The organism is Streptomyces sp. NPDC060232 (assembly GCF_042726555.1).
Lineage (GTDB): Bacteria > Actinomycetota > Actinomycetes > Streptomycetales > Streptomycetaceae > Streptomyces.
Genome location: NZ_JBHXAG010000001.1, coordinates 236,487 through 251,784, shown reverse-complemented (window position 1 = coordinate 251,784; position 15,298 = coordinate 236,487). Strand labels below are relative to the sequence as shown.

The window sequence follows — 15,298 nt, the reverse complement described above, 5'->3', positions numbered from 1 at the left end:
CGGGCGGGCCGGTGAGCGGCCCGGCCCCGCAACCGGCCGCTGACATGGATGGTTCGGCGCTACACGGCAGGCAGCAGGCAGGGGGCAGGAACGATGAACGGCACTCGGGCGGCATGGTCGGTCCCCGGTTACACGGAGGTCCGCGAGCTCGGCTCGGGCGGCAGCGGCCGGGTGGTGCTGGCCGTCCACGACGCCACGGGCACGGCGGTCGCGGTGAAGTACCTCAGCGACCGTCTGCGCGAGGACCCGGTCTTCGTCGGGGAGTTCCGGGCCGAGGCCCGGCTCCTCGGCGGGCTGGAGTCCCCGTACGTGGTGCGCCTGTACGAGTACGTGGAGGCGCCCGGCGGCGCCGCCATCGTGATGGAACTGGTGGACGGCATCTCCCTGCGCTCGCTGCTGAAGCAGTCCGGGCAAGCCGACGCCGAGGCGGCGCTGGTGGTCCTCAAGGGGTCCCTGCTCGGGCTGGCGTCGGCGCACCGGGCGGGCGTCGTCCACCGGGACTACAAGCCGGAGAACGTGCTGGTCGCGGCCGACGGCTCGTCGAAGCTGGTGGACTTCGGGATCGCGGCCAACCGCGGCTCCACGCCCGGCGTCGCCGGCACCCCCGCCTACATGGCGCCCGAGCAGTGGCAGGGCCGGCCGGCGTCGCCCGCCGCCGACGTGTACGCGGCGACGGCGACCTTCTTCGAGTGCCTCACCGGGCGCAAGCCGTACCACGGGGAGAACTTCGCGGAGCTCGCGGTGCAGCACATCGAGGCCCCGGTGCCGGAGACCGAGGCCCCGGAGCCCGTGCGTCCGCTGATCCGGCGCGGCCTCGCCAAGGCACCCGAACAGCGGCCGGAGAACGCCGAGGCGTTCGTGGCCGAGCTGGAGGACGTGGCGCTGGCCGCGTACGGGCCCGAGTGGGAGGAGCGCGGGCAGCGCAAACTGGCGGCGCTGGCCGCGCTGCTGCCGCTGCTGTTCCCCTCGGCGGGCGCACCCGCGGCGGGCACCACCGCGGTGGCGACGACGAAGCTGGACAGCGGTGCGGGCTGGGCTCCCGGCAAGCGCGGCTGGATCGCGGCGGGGGCGTCCCTGGTCCTGGGGGCGGTACTGGTGTTCACGACGGACGCGATCGGCGCGGCCCCGGGCGGGGCCTCGGCGCTCAGCGCCTTCGCCACGACGAGCGCGGCCCCTGACGGGTCGGCTTCCCCGATCCCCGGTGCGTCGGCCTCCGCTTCGCCGTCGCCGAGCCCGAGCGCCTCGGCCTCGCCGAGCCCCACTCCGTCCGCGTCCGCGTCCGCTTCGGCTTCGGCATCGGCATCGGCATCGGCCTGGCCGTCGCTGTCGCCGAGCCCCACCCCGAAGCCGACGGTGAGCCGGCCGCCGACGCCGACACCCACCGCGACACCCACGCAGACCCTGCGGGTGACGAACGTCGCGGTGTCCCTCAAAACCGGCGTGTACCGGGGGGACGCGGCCATCACGGTCTCTTCCCAGGGCGCCGGGCCGGTGACCGTGGTGGTGGAGTGGTTCCTGGGCGGAGCGCAGGGTTCGCTGTCCGTTCCCGACGGCACCGAGTCGTTCACGGTCCAGGCCGGCTCGACCGTCACCACGAACAGGGTGCACACCTTCAGCCGTGACCGCGGCTGCTACGGCGGTGTCCGGGTGACCACCAAGCCGGCCGCCGGCAACAAGTCCGCGTCGGCCTCGCAGTACCTGCCGCGCTGCGTGGAGGTACCACGATGACCGCTTCCCACGCCCCGGAGGGCGACGACTACAGCGCGACCGTCCTCGGGAGCCACTGGTTCAGCGGGCCACCCGCGCCGGCGGAGGCGGTGGCACCCGACCGTGTCGAGGGGTCCGTACTCCGGTTCGGCCCCGGCGTCACCGCCGCGATGCCGGCGCCGTTCCCGCTGGAGGCGGCCGTGGCCGCGGCCCCCGCGCCCCGCCGACGGGGCGCCGGGCTGCGCCGGTACACGCTCGCCGCGGTCGTGTTGGCGGCGGTCCTCGCCTACCTCGGATGGCAGCGGTTCGGGCCCGGGATCGAGGTCCGCGACGTGGCCGTGACCACCGATCCGGCCGGCCCTGCGTGCGACGCGACGGCCGACGTGGTGGCCGTCGTGGGCACCAACGGGCGGCCGGGGACTCTCACCTACCGCTGGATCCGCAGCGACGGCACGAAGTCCGAGGAGCTGACCGAGCGGGTGCCGCGCGGGCAGAACGAGGCCCGGCTGCACCTGCTGTGGACGTTCCAGGGGACTGGCAACTACCAGGCGAAGGCCGAGCTCCAGCTGCTCTCCCCGGCGCAGCGCACGGCTTCCGTGAACTTCACGTACCGCTGCTCCCGCTAGCCGGGAGCCACATGACGGCCCGTCCGCCGGGGCCGTGCCCGAGCGGGGTTCAGAACCGCGCGTGCGCGGTGATGTCGGCCTCGAACTCGCCCGTCATCGCCGGGGTCACCGTCGGCCGGCACTGCCGGACGGCCTCCAGGTAGTCCCCGGTGGTCGCGCCGAGCTGTGCGGCCGCCGCGCCGCGCGCGCCCACCGCCTCCAGGTCCCGTTCGAAGGACACCTGCGCCGCGATCCGCGCCGCGTGCTCGATGTCGGCGGGCGTGAACAGTTCGGTCGCCCCGACCAGGGCGGTGACGTCGACGTCGGAACGCCCCTCCGTGTACCGGGCCCAGATCGCGGCGCGCGCCCCGGCGTCCGGGGTACCGATCGGGATGAGGTAGTCGAAGCGCCCCGGGCGCAGGAAGGCCGGGTCGAGGGAGCGGATGGAGTTGGTGGCGCAGACGAGCAGCCGTTCGCCGCCCTCGCGGAAGCCCGGTATCAGCTTGAGCAGCTCGTTCGTCACGCCGTGGATCCCGCCGGGCTGTGCGGGCTCGGTGCGCACCGGGGCGATCTCCTCCACCTCGTCGATGAAGACGAGTACGCGCTCCAGTTCCGCGATCCGGGCGAAGGCGTCGCGCAGCGCCGCGGCCAGGTTGCCCTCGTCGGCGAGGCGCGAGGGCAGCAGTTCGACGAAGGGCCAGCCGAGCCGGGAGGCGATGGCCCGCGCGAAGGTGGTCTTGCCGGTGCCGGGCGGGCCGAAGAGGGTGATGGCGCGCGGCGGCCGCACTCCGTGGGCAGCGGCCCGTTCGGGCTCGGCGAGCGGCAGCACCACGCGCCGTTCGATGAGGTCCTTCTCCTTCTCCATGCCGGCGACCTTGGACCACAGGTCGTTCGGCAGGAAGCGGCCGCCGAGGTCGTCGAGGAGGCCGGCGGCCGGTCCGTGGAGCGGCTCGGTCTTCTCGAAGTAGGCGACGGCGGGCTGCCGGGTGTAGCCGGCGTTGAGGAGGCCTTCGCCGAGCAGGTCCTCCTCGGGCAGGACATAGGCGATGCGGCCCACGCGGGCGGCGATGAGCCGCCGTTCCAGCTCGACGAGCAGGGCGCTGGCCAGGCCCCGGCCGCGCCAGCCGGCGGCGATGGCGATGCGCATGACCCAGGCGCGCTCCCCGGTGACGCAGGCGAGGGCCGCGCCGATGGGGACGCCCTGGTGGACGGCGACCACGCAGGGCTGCCGGCCGGTCAGTGCGCTGATGCACTCGGCGAGCGAGAAGACGGACTCCTGCCCGAGTTCGGCCGTGGTGTCGATCAGGTGGACCACCGCTGCGAGATCGCTCTCGCGGTAGTCGTGGATGAGCCAGTTCACCGGGTACCGCCCCTCGTTCGTGCTCCTTGCGGCCGAGGCTAGGGGCGGGCGGCCCCGGCGATCTCGCTCCGCGGTGCACAACAGGCGGTCGGGAAACCCTCCGTGGCGTCCATAGACTGGTACCTTCCGCCCGAACGCCAGAGCGAGGACCCCAGCACCTTCATGCGTTGCCACATACCCGCGGCCCGACGCGGGCTCCTCCTCTGCCTGATCCCCTTCCTCTGGACCCTGGCGTTCGGTCTGTGGGGGCTCTCCCGGCAGGACAGCGTGTGGCGCGACGAGGCGGCGACCTGGCAGGTGGCCGGGCGGTCGGCGGGGGAGATCTGGCGGATGCTCGGGAACGTCGACGCCGTCCACGGCCTCTACTACCTGCTGATGCACGGCCTCTTCGAGGTCTTCGGGGCGAGTACGACGACCCTGCGGCTGCCGTCCGTGCTGGCGGTCGCGGCCGCCGCGGTGTGCGTGGCGGTGATCGGGCGGCGGCTGGCCGGCTTCTGGGCGGGTCTCGGCGGCGGCCTGGCGCTCGGGCTGCTGCCGGCCGTGCAGTTCTACCTCCAGGAGGGCAGGCCGTACGCGCTGGTCGCGGCGGGGGCCGGGCTGTCGGCCCTGCTGCTGGTGTCGCTCCTCGACGACCGGCCCGGTCGGCGCGCGTGGCCGCGCTGGACGGCGTACGGGGCGGTCGTGCTGGTGTGCGCGCTGCTGAACTGGCTGTCGCTGCTGGTGCTGCCCGCGCACGCGGCGACCCTGTGGTGGGTGCGGGCGCGGCGCGGCGTATGGCTGCGCTGGGCGGCGTACGGCTCCGCGGCGGTCGCGGGGGCGCTGCCGCTGGTCCTGTTCAGCCGGGGCCAGTCCGACCAGGTGTCCTGGATCCCGCCACTGACCTGGCACATGCTGATCGGCCCCGGGATCCTGCTGGCGGTCGGCGCGCTGGGGGCGTGGGCGGACCGGCCGGACCGGTCGCGGCTCTCGGCGGCGGCGGTGGGGCTGCCGCTGCTGGCGGTTCCTCAGCTCGGCCTGGTCGGGCTGTCGCTGGTCCAGCCGCTGTTCCTGGACCGGTACGTGCTGTTCGGCATGGTGGGGCTCGCCCTGCTGATCGGTGCGGCCCTGGGGGCTGCCGTACGGGCGTGCGCGCCGCGGTTCCCGAAGGCGTCGGCCCTGCTGGTGCCGGGGGTGGTCGGGGTCTCGGTGCTGGCCCTGCTGCCGGTGGCGGTGGACAAGCGGGCCCCGGCCAGCCGGGTCGACGACGTGCTGGCGGTGGCCGGCGAGGTGGCCCGGCTGAAGCGGGACGGGGACGCCGTGCTGTTCATGCCGGCGGCCCGGCGGGACACGGCGCTGGTCTCCCCGAACGCCTTCACGGGCCTGACGGACGTGGCGCTGGCCGAGAGCCCGGTGGCCTCGGCCACCCTCAAGGGCGAGGAGGCGCAGCCGGCCCGGATCCGGGAGGCGCTGCTGGAGCGGCGGCGGGTGCTGCTGGTGACGGACTCGGCGAAGGTCGCGAAGGTTCCGTCGGCGGAGCGGGACAAGGCGAAGGCCGCCGTGCTGCGGGAGCGGTTCGCGGTGGTGGAGGACCGGCAGGTGCGCGGCCGCCGGGTGACGGTGTACGAGCGCCGCGACTGATCGCGCGGCGGTACGCGGCGCGGGCGTCTCGTCCGGGGCTGGGTGGTTCGCGGCCGTCTCGTCCGGTCATGGCCCGGGTTTCACAGGATGATCACGGGATTCACAGGAGATTCATACGGAACTCCGCCCTCCGGTCATAGGTTCGGCGGGCAGGGTGGCCTTCATGATCCTCGACGTGCTCCCCCGAACGGCCCGGCGCTCCCGTGCGCGGCGGGCATCACGGATCCTGCTCTCGCTGACCGCGATGGCCGCGCTGATCGGCGTCGACCTGCCCTACGGCGCCTCCGGCCCGCCACTCGGCGTCACCGCGTGGGCCCAGCCCGGCGCCGTGGCCGACCGGGTGGGCGCGCTCTTCGCGGACGGCCTCGACGGCGGGCACTCCTGCACCGCCGCGGTGGTGCGCAGCGACGACCGCGACGTGATCGCCACGGCGGCGCACTGCCTGGAGAAGACGGACACCACCGTCTTCGCACCGGGATACCGGGACGGAGACACCCCGTACGGTCTGTGGAAGATCACCGGCGTGTTCGTGGCGCCGGAGTGGACCGCCGGGCAGGACCCCGACGCCGACATCGCCTTCGCGACGGTGGCCCCGGTGGGCGGCGGGCAGACCCGTCGTGTGGAGGACCTCGTGGGCGGCTTCCCGGTCGCTGCCGAGCAGGCCGCCGGGGCCAGGGTGACGGTCATCGGCTACCCGAGGACGATGGAGGCCCCGCTGCGCTGCGCCAACCGCACCGACCTGCTCTCCCCCACGCAGCGCCGCATCGGCTGCCCCGATCTCAGCGGCGGCACCAGCGGCAGCCCCTGGCTGGTGGACGGCGCGCTGGCCGGGGTGCTCGGAGGGTTCGAGGGCGGTGGGACGGTACCGGAGATCTCCTACAGCGCGGTGATGGGCGACCAGGCGGTGGAGCTGTACCGGAAGGCCGCCGTCGACGGCTGACGCTCCCCGTCGACGGCTGACGCTCGTCGGCGGCAGCCGACAGGCCGCCGTCGGCGATGTCGGCGATGTCGGCGAAGTCGGCGAAGTCGGCGGTGCCTCAGGAGCGGCCGGCCGGGATGCGTTCCGCCCCGGGTGCGGAGGGCTGGGCGGGGAGCCGGCCGAGCGTCGCCCGACACGGCGTGCCCGAGCGGATGTCCTGCACCCCGCGTCGCAGGCTGTCGCCCAGCAGGCGGCCCAGCGGGCGTTCGACGAGCCGGTGGACGAGCCAGGCGAGAGCCACCATGGCGGCGGTCACCCCGATGGCCAGCGGGACGGGCGCGACGTCGCCGCGGAAGTGGTGGATGGCGGTCAGCCCGGCCATCATGTGGATCAGGTAGAGCGGGTAGGTGACCGCTCCGGCGTGCGGGAGCCAGCGCCACTGGACGCGGTCGAGGGCGCCGAGGGCTATGGCCGCCATGACGGCGAATCCGAGCACGATGATGACGTGGGCCGGCCAGGCGGGCGTCTGCTGGGTGGCGCTGCGGCCCAGGCTGGAGATCATGCGGGCGTGCACGTGGTGGTGTGCGAGGAGGAACTGCACACCGACCACCGCCCACAGGACGGCGTTGGGCCGGAAGCGGCGCATCAGGTGGAAGGCGATGCCGGCGATGAAGTACGGGGACGCCGACGACACCGCGAAGAAGGACAGCAGGCCGCTGTCGACGGTTGGTGCCACGACACCCGCGAGGGTCCAGGCCCCGCAGAAGAGGACGCAGTTGCGGTAGGTCACACCGCGCATGACGACCAGCGCGAACAGGACGTAGAACTTGAGCTCCACGAAGAGCGTCCAGTACGCGTCGTCGACGTGCGGGACCCCGACCCCGGCCTGGAGCATCGAGAGGTTCACCACGACGTCGCTGAACGAAGCGATCTTGCGCACCTCGGGCCAGTTGAACAGCACGAGTGAGGTGAAGACCACGGCCGCCCAGTAGGCGGGGAAGAGCCGGGAGACCCGGGAGACCGCGAAGTCGCCCACGGTGCGGCCCCAGGCGCTCATGCAGATCACGAAGCCGCTGACCAGGAAGAAGATCTCGACGCCGAGCCAGCCGTAGACGGCCACGGCGTGCGCGGCCGGGAAGACGTCCTCGGCCGGCTCGCCCCAGGCGCTGTCGAGGGCCGCGTAGTGGTAGAAGAGGACGGAGAACGCGGCCAGGACCCGGATGCCGTCGAGGGCCGCGAGGCGCGGGCCCGGGCCTGCGGCGCGCGGGGCGCCGGCCCTCGGGTGCCCGCCCGTCCTCGGTATGCCGGCCTCTCCACCTGCGCTCATTCCTCGACCCCGTGGATGTGTGACGGTGACGGCCCCTGTCGGACCCGCCGGATCTGCGGAACCTTACAGCGCACTCGCGACAGGACCGGGCGGCGCCCACCATGACGGGCAAGCCACAGGGCAGGGCCAGGCCCCGTGGCCTATGGATCTGCCGGGCCCCACCCTGCCCCTAGGACGCGGCCTGTGCCGTGCCCGTGATCGCGGCGGGGACCTCGAACCAGGTGGGTTCGTCACGCAGGGCCCGGTGGATCCGGTCCAGGGCGAAGGCCTCCAGCGGCGGCAGGGCGTCCACGTCGAACCAGGCCACTTCGAGGGATTCGTGGTCGTTGGCCCGCGCCTCACCGCCGGTGGCCCGGCAGCGGAAGGTGATGTCCTGGAACTGGCAGACGTCCCCGTTGGGGTAGGTGATCGGCTCGAGCATCTGGACGAGGACCACGCGCTCGGGCACGCAGTGCACGGCCGTCTCCTCGTACACCTCGCGCACGGCGGTCTCGGCGGGCTGCTCGCCCGGCTCGGCGATGCCGCCGACCACGGACCACCGCCCGGTGTCGGAGCGCCGGCCGAGCAGCACCCTGCCCCGGTCGTCGAGGACGATGGCCGTGACCCCGGGCAGCAGGAGCAGCTGGCGCCCGGCGGACTCACGGATCCGCCGGATGAAATCAGGTGTGGTCATCCCCCGACCCTACGAGGCCGTGCCCGCCCCGCCTCAGGCGGCGCGGCGGGCGCGGATCCGGCGGGCGGCGAGTACGCCGAACCCGCCCGCGGCGAGCAGCAGCAGGGCGTACTCGGGCAGCGCTCCGAGGACGGTGGCCGGGGTACGGCCGGAGCGCAGCGGGATCTCGGCGACGAGCGCGTCCGCGGTGAACATCTCCGTCTGCGAGACGATCCGGCCGTCGGGACGGATGACGGCGCTGACGCCGCTGGTGACGGGGACGAGGACGGTGCGGCTGTGCTCGACCGCGCGGACCCGGTCCATGGCGAGCTGCTGGTAGGTCATCTGGGTGCGGCCGAAGGTGGCGTTGTTGCTCGGCACGGCGATCACCTGGGCGCCGTCCTGGACGGTCGAGCGGACGGCGTCGTCGAAGGCGGCCTCGAAGCAGGTGACCATGCCGACGCCGCTGCCGGCCATGTCGAAGACACCGGGGTCCTTGCCGGGGCCGAAGTCGCGGCGGACCCGGTCCACGTCGGAGCTGAAGAGCCGGACGAAGGAGCGCATCGGGATGCGCTCGCCGAAGGGTTGGATCTTGCGCTTGTCGTAGGTCTCGGTGGGGCCCTCGACAGGGTCCCAGAGGATCATCGTGTTGCGCAGCGGGCCCGTCTCCGGGGCGACGACCGCGCCGATCGCGACGGGCACACCGATGGCCTTGACGGCCTCGTCGATGACGGCGTGGGCGTCGGGTTCGGCGTACGGGTCGAGGTCGGAGGAGTTCTCGGGCCAGACCACGAAGTCGGGCTTGGGGGCCTTGCCGGCCTTGACGTCCTCGGCGAGCTGGATGGTGCGCTTGGCGTGGTTGTCGAGGACGGCCCGGCGCTGGGAGTTGAAGTCGAGGCCGAGGCGGGGCACGTTGCCCTGGATGACGGCGGCGACGACGGTGCCGTCCTCGGCGGCGTCGGAGACCAGCGGGCGGGCGGCGAGGCCGGCGCCGATCGGGGCGGCGACGGTGAGCGCGGTCAGCGCGGCGGTGGTGCGGCCGGGGTGGCGGCGGGCGATGCGCAGGGCCTCGTACAGGCCGAATCCGCAGAGGGCCACGCCGAAGGAGAGCAGCGGTGTGCCGCCGAGGGCGGCGAGCGGGGTGAAGACGCCGTCGGCCTGTCCGAAGGCGAGCTTGCCCCAGGGGAAGCCGCCGAAGGGGGCCCGGGCGCGCAGGGCCTCGCCCGCGACCCAGACGGCGGCGGCGAACACCGGCCAGGCCGGGAGGCGGCTGACGAGGGCGATACCGAGGCCGGTGAGGCCGATGAAGAGGGCTTCGAGGGAAGCCAGGGCCAGCCAGGGAACCGGGCCGACCTCCTCACCGGTCCACACCAGGAGCGGCAGCAGGTAGCCGAGCCCGGCGAGCGTGGCGAGCCCGAAGCCCGCCCGCGGACGGCGCCCGTGCAGGCAGCCGGCGAGCAGGGCGAGGGCGAGCGGGGCCAGCCACCACAGGGGGCGGGGCGGGAAGCTGAGGTAGAGCAGCACGCCGGACAGCGCGGCCAGTACGCAGCGGACCAGCAGGGCTCCCCGCCGCGGCGGGGCGGCCGGGCCGTCGGGGGGCGTCACGTAGGGCGTCCTGGGCTCGTCCGGTCCGTCGGCGGGCCGCGGGGGCTCGTCGCTCCAGGCGGCCTCACGCGTCACACTGCTGCTCATCTGGCGGAGTGTACGTCCCCGCGCCCTCGGATCCCGTAAGCGCCTCGGCCCGTGCGGCGCGGCCCGGGTGCGCCTACGGCGCGTGGGCGGGGGCGCGCGGGGCTCAGCGGGCGGGACTCGGCGCGCGGGACTCAGCGGGCGAGGGAGCGCAGGTGGGCGCGGATGACGCGGACCGCGTTCTCGGCGTCGTCGACGGTCACCGTGAAGAGCTTGCCGTCGTCCAGTGTGAGCTCGAAGCCCTCGCCGCGCCGGACGATCACGGCGGTTCCCTTCTCGGGACGCCAGCGGTAGCCCCAGCCGCCCCAGTGCTGCGGGGTGATCCGGGGGAGGAAATCGACCGAGGCGACGTCGGTGAGCTCGATCCTGCGGCGCGGGAACCCGACGTGCCCGCAGCGCACCAGGAGGGACTCCGCGTCGATGGTGACGGAGACGTGCACGAAGGCGACCGTGCCGTAGACGATGAGCAGTCCGGCGGCGAGGCAGCCGGTCACGGCCATGAGGAGGGGGATGAAGCCGGAGGTCCAGGCGTTGTCGACGGCGAGCTCGACACCGAGCGCCACGCAGGCCGCGCCGACCGCCGCGAACAGCCACTGCATGGGGTTGGAGGCCCGGCCCGTCCAGAGCGGACCAGGGGGGTGACCCGTCATACGTAGCAGCGTACCCACGCATCGCCCCGGCGCCACTGTCGCGCGCCCGGTCGGCCCACCGCGCGCCGCGCCGACCCCGGCGCCGACCACGGCGACCGGGCGGCCTGGGAGGGGACCGCGATCCTGCACGAACTCGTCCGCGTCGCCCTGGACGGCGCCGATCCGCTCGCGGCCCTGCCGGCCACGCTCGACGCGGTGCACCCCGACCACCGCGAACGGTACGGCCGGGTGCTCGCCCCCGACTGGCACCCGGGCCTGGCCACCGAGTTCAACGGGGCGGTGTGGCCCTGCCTGGGCTCGGCGGTGTGGGCACTGCGGACCACCTCTGGTTTCGCGGAGGCCGTACGCGCCGCCGTGGACCTGGGCGGCGACACGGACACGGTGGCCGCGGTGACGGGTGCGCTGGCCGGTGCCAGGTACGGGCAGGATGCGGTTCCCGCGCACTGGACGGCGCCGCTGCACGTGCCGCTGCCCGGGTTCGGCGAGCGGGTCCTGTACGCCGACGATCTGCGCGCGCTGGCTCAACGGCTCGTGGCGGCCGGCTCCCGCTGAAGTTCCAGGCGGCGGCCGCGGAAGCCCGCACGCAGCCGCCGGTCGTGCGTGACCACCACGAGGGTCCCGCCGAAGTGGGCCAGGGCCGCCTCCAGTTCCTCCACCACGGCCGGGGCCAGGTGGTTCGTCGGTTCGTCCAGCAGGAGCAGGTCGAGGGGGCGCGCCACCAGCCGGGACAGCTCCAGCTTCCGTCGCTGGCCGGCCGAGAGGGTGCGTACCGGCCGGGTCAGGTCGGCGGGGGCCAGCAGGCCGAGCCCGGCGACGTACCGGTCGGCGTGCTCGCGGCCGAACAGCTCGACGGCCGAGCGGGGTTCGCCCGCCCACGGATCGTCCTGCCGGAGCAGCCCCACCCGCTCGGGTGTGCGTACGAGGCCCTGCGCGGGGTGCAGTTCACCGGCCAGGAGGTGCAACAGGGTTGACTTTCCGGCCCCGTTGGGGCCGGTGACCAGGAGGCGTTCACCCGGGGCGAGTTCGAGCGAGAGCGGTTCGAGCCGTCCGGGCAGCGCCGCGCCCGCCAGTTCGACGGCTCCGGCGGTGCCTTCGGTGAACCGCCCGGTGAAGGTCAGCGGCCGCGGGGGCGGCGGGACGGGATTCCCGTTCAGCCGGTGCAGCCGTTCGCGGGCTGTACGGATGCGGCTCGCGGCGCCGTGGGTGCGCGACCGGGCACGGAAGGCGCCGGCGCCGCTGAAGCCGCGCGGCAGCTTGCGCGGGATCGCGGCGAACCGCCCGATGTTGGTGTCGGCGAGCCGTTCGGCGCTGCGCACCTCCTCGCGCCACTCCTCGTACTCCCTTTCGCGGCGGGCCCGTTCGGCGGCGCGGCCGGCCAGGAACCCGGCATAGCCGTTGCCGAAGCGGCGTACCGTCCGGCGGTCCGCGTCGACCTCCAGGACGGCGGTCGTGACCCGGTCGAGGAAGAGCCGGTCGTGGGTGACGGCCACGAGGGTGCCGCGGTGCGCGCGCAGGTGCTCTTCCAGCCAGGCCACGGCCTCGTCGTCGAGGTCGTTGGTCGGCTCGTCGAGCAGCAGCAGTTCCGGCTCGGCGGCCAGGGCGGCCGCGAGGGCGAGGCGGGAACGCTGCCCTCCGGAGAGGGTGCCGAGCCGACGGTCGGCGTCGATGTCGGCGCGTTCGCCGAGGCGGCGCAGGGTGGTCGCGACCCGTCGTCGGGCGTCGCGGCCGCCGCGTGCCTCGTAGGCGGCGAGGAGGTCCCCGTAGGCGGTGAGTTCGTCGGGGCCGGCCCGGTGCAGGAGGGATTCGGCGGAGCGGATGCGGCGTTCGAGGGCGAGGAGGTCGGCGAGGGCGAGGTCGACGGCCTCGCCGACGCGGGCGCCCGGGGGGAGGTCGAGGGTCTGCGCGAGGTGTCCGGTGCCGCCGGGGGCGGTGACGGTGACCTCGCCGTGGTCGGGGCGTTCCCCTCCGGCGAGCAGCCGGAGGAGGGTGGATTTGCCGGAGCCGTTGTCGCCGACGACACCGACCCGCTCGCCGGGCCGGACCGTGCAGGTGACCCGGTCCAGGACGACGCGGGTGTCGTAGGCCTTGGTGACCTCGGACAGGACGATCTGGGCGGAGGCGAGTGGAGCACGCAAGGGCGGGCCCTTCATTCGGGGACGGGGACATGGAGATGAATCAGAGACGATACGTACCGTCTCGTCATGCCCCATAAAGATAGACCACGTCCGAGGACTCCGCAAGACGGTTCGTCTCGCCAGCGGTTCTCGCGGTACTTCGGGTGTCAGCCGACGGGCGCGCCCTGGCCCGCCAGGAGCCGCCCCTCGGCGTACGCGAACGCGGCGGCGGGCAGCGCCGCTTCGCGGCCGCTGTGCAGGACGGTCAGGCTGCCCGTACGGGGCAGGGTGGGCTCGGCGACGGCACCGATACGGCGCAGCGCCTGGGTGGCGACCGGCTCGGCGGAGCCGTAGTAATCCAGCTCCGCTCCCCCGGTCCGCGCGGCGAGAGCGGACCGGATGGGGCTCTCGGTCAGCTCGTAGTGGGTGCATCCGAGCACCACGCCGGTGACGTCGGCCGGGGTCAGCGCCGCCGCCGCGGCGACGGCCGCGGTCACCGCCGCGTCGTCGGCCGCCTCCACGGCGTCGGCCAGCCCGGGGCAGGGCACCTCCGTGACGCGGGCGCCGGTGGCGAAGTCGCGGATCAGCCCTCGCTGGTAGGGGCTGCCGGTGGTGGCGGGGGTGGCCCAGATGGCCACCCGGCCGCCGGACGCCGCGGCGGGCTTGATCGCGGGTACGGTCCCGATGACCGGGATGTCCGGCTCCAGTTCCGCCCGCACGGCGTCCAGGGCGTGCACGGTGGCGGTGTTGCAGGCCACGATGAGCGCGTCGGGGCGGTGCGCGGCGGCGGCCCGGGCCACTGCGAGGGCCCGCCCGGTGAGGTCTTCGGGGGTCCGCGGGCCCCAGGGCATTCCGTCGGGGTCGGAGGACAGGACGAGATCCGCGTCCGGCCGCAGCCGCCGCACCGCCGCGGCCGCCGCGAGGAGGCCGATTCCGGAGTCCATGAGCGCGATCTTCACCCGGCCACTTTAGTCGACCCCGGCTCCGGCCCGACCGGGCACCGGCCGAATCCCGCCCCGCGCCCCGGCCCCCCGGCAGGCCCCGCATCCCGCCCCGCGCGCCCCCGGCCCACTGCCAGGCCCGCACCCGCGTCGCGCACCATCGACCGATCCCACACCACCACAGCCACCGCCCCGTCGAGGCCCGCACGCCACGGCCCGCAGGCCGGTCCCGCATCCCGCCCCCGCGCGCCCCGGCCCGCAGGCAGGCCCGCATCCCGCGTCGCGCGCCGTCGGCCGGATCCCACGCCGCCACAGCCGCCGCCTCATCGACAGGCCCGATACCTTGCCCCGTAGACAGGCCCCGCACCCCGGCCCGCGCGTCCCCGGCCCCCCGACCGGTCCCGCACCCCACCCCGGGAGGGGCGCCGCACCGGGGCCGGCCGGATGCGCGACAGGCCCCCTCCGGCCCGGCACACTGCCGCCATGGGCCTCCTCACCGGCGCCGCCGTCGCCACCGCCGCGTCCTACGCCTCCCTCGCCGCATGGCTCTGGCTCACCCTCGCCCAGGGCATGTTCTGGCGCACCGACGTCCGGCTCCCGCCACGCACCGCCCCCGCCCGCTGGCCGTCGGTCGCGATCGTCGTACCCGCCCGGGACGAGGCCGGGGTGCTGCCGCTGAGCCTGCCCTCGCTCATCGCCCAGGACTATCCCGGCGAGGCCGAGGTCATCCTCGTCGACGACGGCAGCACGGACGGCACCGGCGGCCTCGCGCTCCGGATCGCCGCCGAACAACCGGGGCTTGCGCTCACCGTCGTCTCCCCCGGCCCGCCCGCCCCCGGCTGGACGGGCAAGCTGTGGGCGCTGCGCCACGGCATCTCGCTCGCCCGCACCGCGCACGCCACCGAGCCCGACTTCCTGCTGCTCACCGACGCCGACATCGCACACGAACCCGACAGTCTGCGCGAGCTGGTCTCCGCCGCGACCTCCGCCGACCTCGACCTCGTCTCACAGATGGCCCGGCTGCGCGTCGTCGGCCTGTGGGAACGCCTCGTCGTCCCGGCCTTCGTCTACTTCTTCGCCCAGCTCTACCCCTTCCGCCGGATCAACCGGCCCGGCGCCCGCACCGCCGCGGCCGCGGGGGGCTGCGTACTGCTGCGTACCGAGGCCGCCGTACGGGCGGACGTGCCCGACCGCATCCGCCAGGCCGTCATCGACGACGTCTCCCTGGCCCGCGCGGTGCAGGACTCCGGTGGCCGGATCTGGCTGGGGCTCGCGGAGCGGGTGGACAGCGTGCGCCCCTACCCGGCCCTCGCGGACCTGTGGCGGATGGTCTCGCGCAGCGCCTACGCGCAACTGCGCCACCAGCCCCTGCTGCTGGCCGGGACGGTCGCCGGACTGGCGCTCGTCTACCTGGTGCCCCCGGCCGCCCTCCTGGCGGGCCTCGCCACCGGACGGGCGCCCATGGCGTGGGCCGGGGGCCTCGCCTGGCTGCTGATGGCCGGCACCTACCTGCCGATGATCCGCTACTACCGCCAGCCCGCCGCACTCGCCCCGCTGCTTCCGTTCACGGCGCTGCTCTACCTCCTGATGACCCTCGACTCGGCGGCTGCGCACTACCGCGGGCGCGGGGCGTCGTGGAAGGGCCGTACCTATGCCCGTCCGAGCGATGCCTGAAACGGCGGACCGCCGTCCGCACCCGCGTCATCCGAGGTCACCG

The 15,298-nt window shown here is 74.6% G+C and carries 12 protein-coding genes and 1 pseudogene; 6 read left to right on the top strand and 7 right to left on the bottom strand.

Translation table 11 applies throughout. The features are described from left to right. The first annotated feature begins 93 nt into the window (after positions 1-93). Both ACFWFZ_RS01060 and ACFWFZ_RS01055 read left to right on the top strand, forming a co-directional pair. On the top strand, positions 94-1,728 hold the full coding sequence (locus ACFWFZ_RS01060; protein WP_387114676.1) for a serine/threonine-protein kinase: 1,635 nt from the start codon (positions 94-96) through the stop codon (positions 1,726-1,728). Further along, positions 1,725-2,333 (top strand): hypothetical protein, encoded by a 609-nt coding sequence (locus ACFWFZ_RS01055; protein ID WP_387114673.1) that lies wholly within the window; start codon positions 1,725-1,727, stop codon positions 2,331-2,333. The genes ACFWFZ_RS01060 and ACFWFZ_RS01055 overlap by 4 nt, the downstream gene beginning before the upstream one ends. A gap of 49 nt (positions 2,334-2,382) precedes the next feature. Here ACFWFZ_RS01055 and ACFWFZ_RS01050 read toward each other — a convergent pair whose 3' ends face one another. Then, on the bottom strand, positions 2,383-3,672 hold the full coding sequence (locus ACFWFZ_RS01050) for an ATP-binding protein (RefSeq protein ID WP_387114670.1): 1,290 nt from the start codon (positions 3,670-3,672) through the stop codon (positions 2,383-2,385). Between the two features lie 162 nt (positions 3,673-3,834). Between ACFWFZ_RS01050 and ACFWFZ_RS01045 the strand changes: the two genes are divergently transcribed. Both ACFWFZ_RS01045 and ACFWFZ_RS01040 read left to right on the top strand, forming a co-directional pair. Continuing rightward, positions 3,835-5,289 (top strand): hypothetical protein, encoded by a 1,455-nt coding sequence (locus ACFWFZ_RS01045; RefSeq protein ID WP_387116238.1) that lies wholly within the window; start codon positions 3,835-3,837, stop codon positions 5,287-5,289. Positions 5,290-5,452: 163 nt separating this feature from the next. Continuing rightward, complete coding sequence (locus tag ACFWFZ_RS01040) at positions 5,453-6,229, top strand: trypsin-like serine peptidase (RefSeq protein WP_387114667.1); 777 nt, start codon at positions 5,453-5,455, stop codon at positions 6,227-6,229. 97 nt (positions 6,230-6,326) lie between these two features. On the opposite strand, the gene ACFWFZ_RS01035 is transcribed toward ACFWFZ_RS01040, so the two are convergent. The 4 genes from ACFWFZ_RS01035 to ACFWFZ_RS01020 all read right to left on the bottom strand — a co-directional run bounded on the left by ACFWFZ_RS01035 (position 6,327) and on the right by ACFWFZ_RS01020 (position 10,526). After that, positions 6,327-7,535: an acyltransferase family protein gene (locus ACFWFZ_RS01035; protein ID WP_387114665.1), complete on the bottom strand. Its 1,209-nt coding sequence runs from the start codon at positions 7,533-7,535 to the stop codon at positions 6,327-6,329. Between the two features lie 169 nt (positions 7,536-7,704). Continuing rightward, positions 7,705-8,208: an NUDIX domain-containing protein gene (locus ACFWFZ_RS01030; protein ID WP_387114662.1), complete on the bottom strand. Its 504-nt coding sequence runs from the start codon at positions 8,206-8,208 to the stop codon at positions 7,705-7,707. 33 nt (positions 8,209-8,241) lie between these two features. Continuing rightward, positions 8,242-9,879 (bottom strand): apolipoprotein N-acyltransferase, encoded by a 1,638-nt coding sequence (gene lnt, locus ACFWFZ_RS01025; protein WP_387114659.1) that lies wholly within the window; start codon positions 9,877-9,879, stop codon positions 8,242-8,244. Positions 9,880-10,010: 131 nt separating this feature from the next. Then, on the bottom strand, positions 10,011-10,526 hold the full coding sequence (locus ACFWFZ_RS01020; protein ID WP_387114657.1) for a hypothetical protein: 516 nt from the start codon (positions 10,524-10,526) through the stop codon (positions 10,011-10,013). Between the two features lie 84 nt (positions 10,527-10,610). Between ACFWFZ_RS01020 and ACFWFZ_RS01015 the strand changes: the two are divergent. Continuing rightward, a pseudogene (locus tag ACFWFZ_RS01015) lies at positions 10,611-11,078 on the top strand (ADP-ribosylglycohydrolase family protein); the annotation flags it as partial. Here ACFWFZ_RS01015 and ACFWFZ_RS01010 read toward each other — a convergent pair. Both ACFWFZ_RS01010 and ACFWFZ_RS01005 read right to left on the bottom strand, forming a co-directional pair. Next, positions 11,048-12,676 carry an ATP-binding cassette domain-containing protein gene (locus tag ACFWFZ_RS01010; protein WP_387114654.1) on the bottom strand — a complete coding sequence of 543 codons (1,629 nt, stop codon included), beginning with the start codon at positions 12,674-12,676 and terminating at the stop codon, positions 11,048-11,050. The pseudogene ACFWFZ_RS01015 and the gene ACFWFZ_RS01010 sit on opposite strands and share 31 nt — an antisense overlap. Positions 12,677-12,807: 131 nt before the next feature. Further along, on the bottom strand, positions 12,808-13,599 hold the full coding sequence (locus ACFWFZ_RS01005; protein ID WP_387114651.1) for a glutamate racemase: 792 nt from the start codon (positions 13,597-13,599) through the stop codon (positions 12,808-12,810). A gap of 465 nt (positions 13,600-14,064) precedes the next feature. Here ACFWFZ_RS01005 and ACFWFZ_RS01000 point away from each other — a divergent pair, with 465 nt between their 5' ends. Next, a complete protein-coding gene (locus tag ACFWFZ_RS01000) occupies positions 14,065-15,255 on the top strand; it encodes a glycosyltransferase (RefSeq protein ID WP_387114648.1) in 1,191 nt (396 codons plus the stop codon). Positions 15,256-15,298: the final 43 nt, after the last annotated feature.

Bases quoted from the DNA above. Each gene is read 5' to 3' on its own strand.
- ACFWFZ_RS01060 (WP_387114676.1), top strand. From the start codon at position 94: ATGAACGGCACTCGGGCGGCATGGTCGGTCCCCGGTTACACGGAGGTC.
- ACFWFZ_RS01055 (WP_387114673.1), top strand. From the start codon at position 1,725: ATGACCGCTTCCCACGCCCCGGAGGGCGACGACTACAGCGCGACCGTC.
- ACFWFZ_RS01045 (WP_387116238.1), top strand. From the start codon at position 3,835: ATGCGTTGCCACATACCCGCGGCCCGACGCGGGCTCCTCCTCTGCCTG.
- ACFWFZ_RS01040 (WP_387114667.1), top strand. From the start codon at position 5,453: ATGATCCTCGACGTGCTCCCCCGAACGGCCCGGCGCTCCCGTGCGCGG.
- ACFWFZ_RS01035 (WP_387114665.1), bottom strand. From the start codon at position 7,535: ATGAGCGCAGGTGGAGAGGCCGGCATACCGAGGACGGGCGGGCACCCG.
- ACFWFZ_RS01030 (WP_387114662.1), bottom strand. From the start codon at position 8,208: ATGACCACACCTGATTTCATCCGGCGGATCCGTGAGTCCGCCGGGCGC.
- lnt (WP_387114659.1), bottom strand. From the start codon at position 9,879: ATGAGCAGCAGTGTGACGCGTGAGGCCGCCTGGAGCGACGAGCCCCCG.
- ACFWFZ_RS01020 (WP_387114657.1), bottom strand. From the start codon at position 10,526: ATGACGGGTCACCCCCCTGGTCCGCTCTGGACGGGCCGGGCCTCCAAC.
- ACFWFZ_RS01010 (WP_387114654.1), bottom strand. From the start codon at position 12,676: ATGAAGGGCCCGCCCTTGCGTGCTCCACTCGCCTCCGCCCAGATCGTC.
- ACFWFZ_RS01000 (WP_387114648.1), top strand. From the start codon at position 14,065: ATGGGCCTCCTCACCGGCGCCGCCGTCGCCACCGCCGCGTCCTACGCC.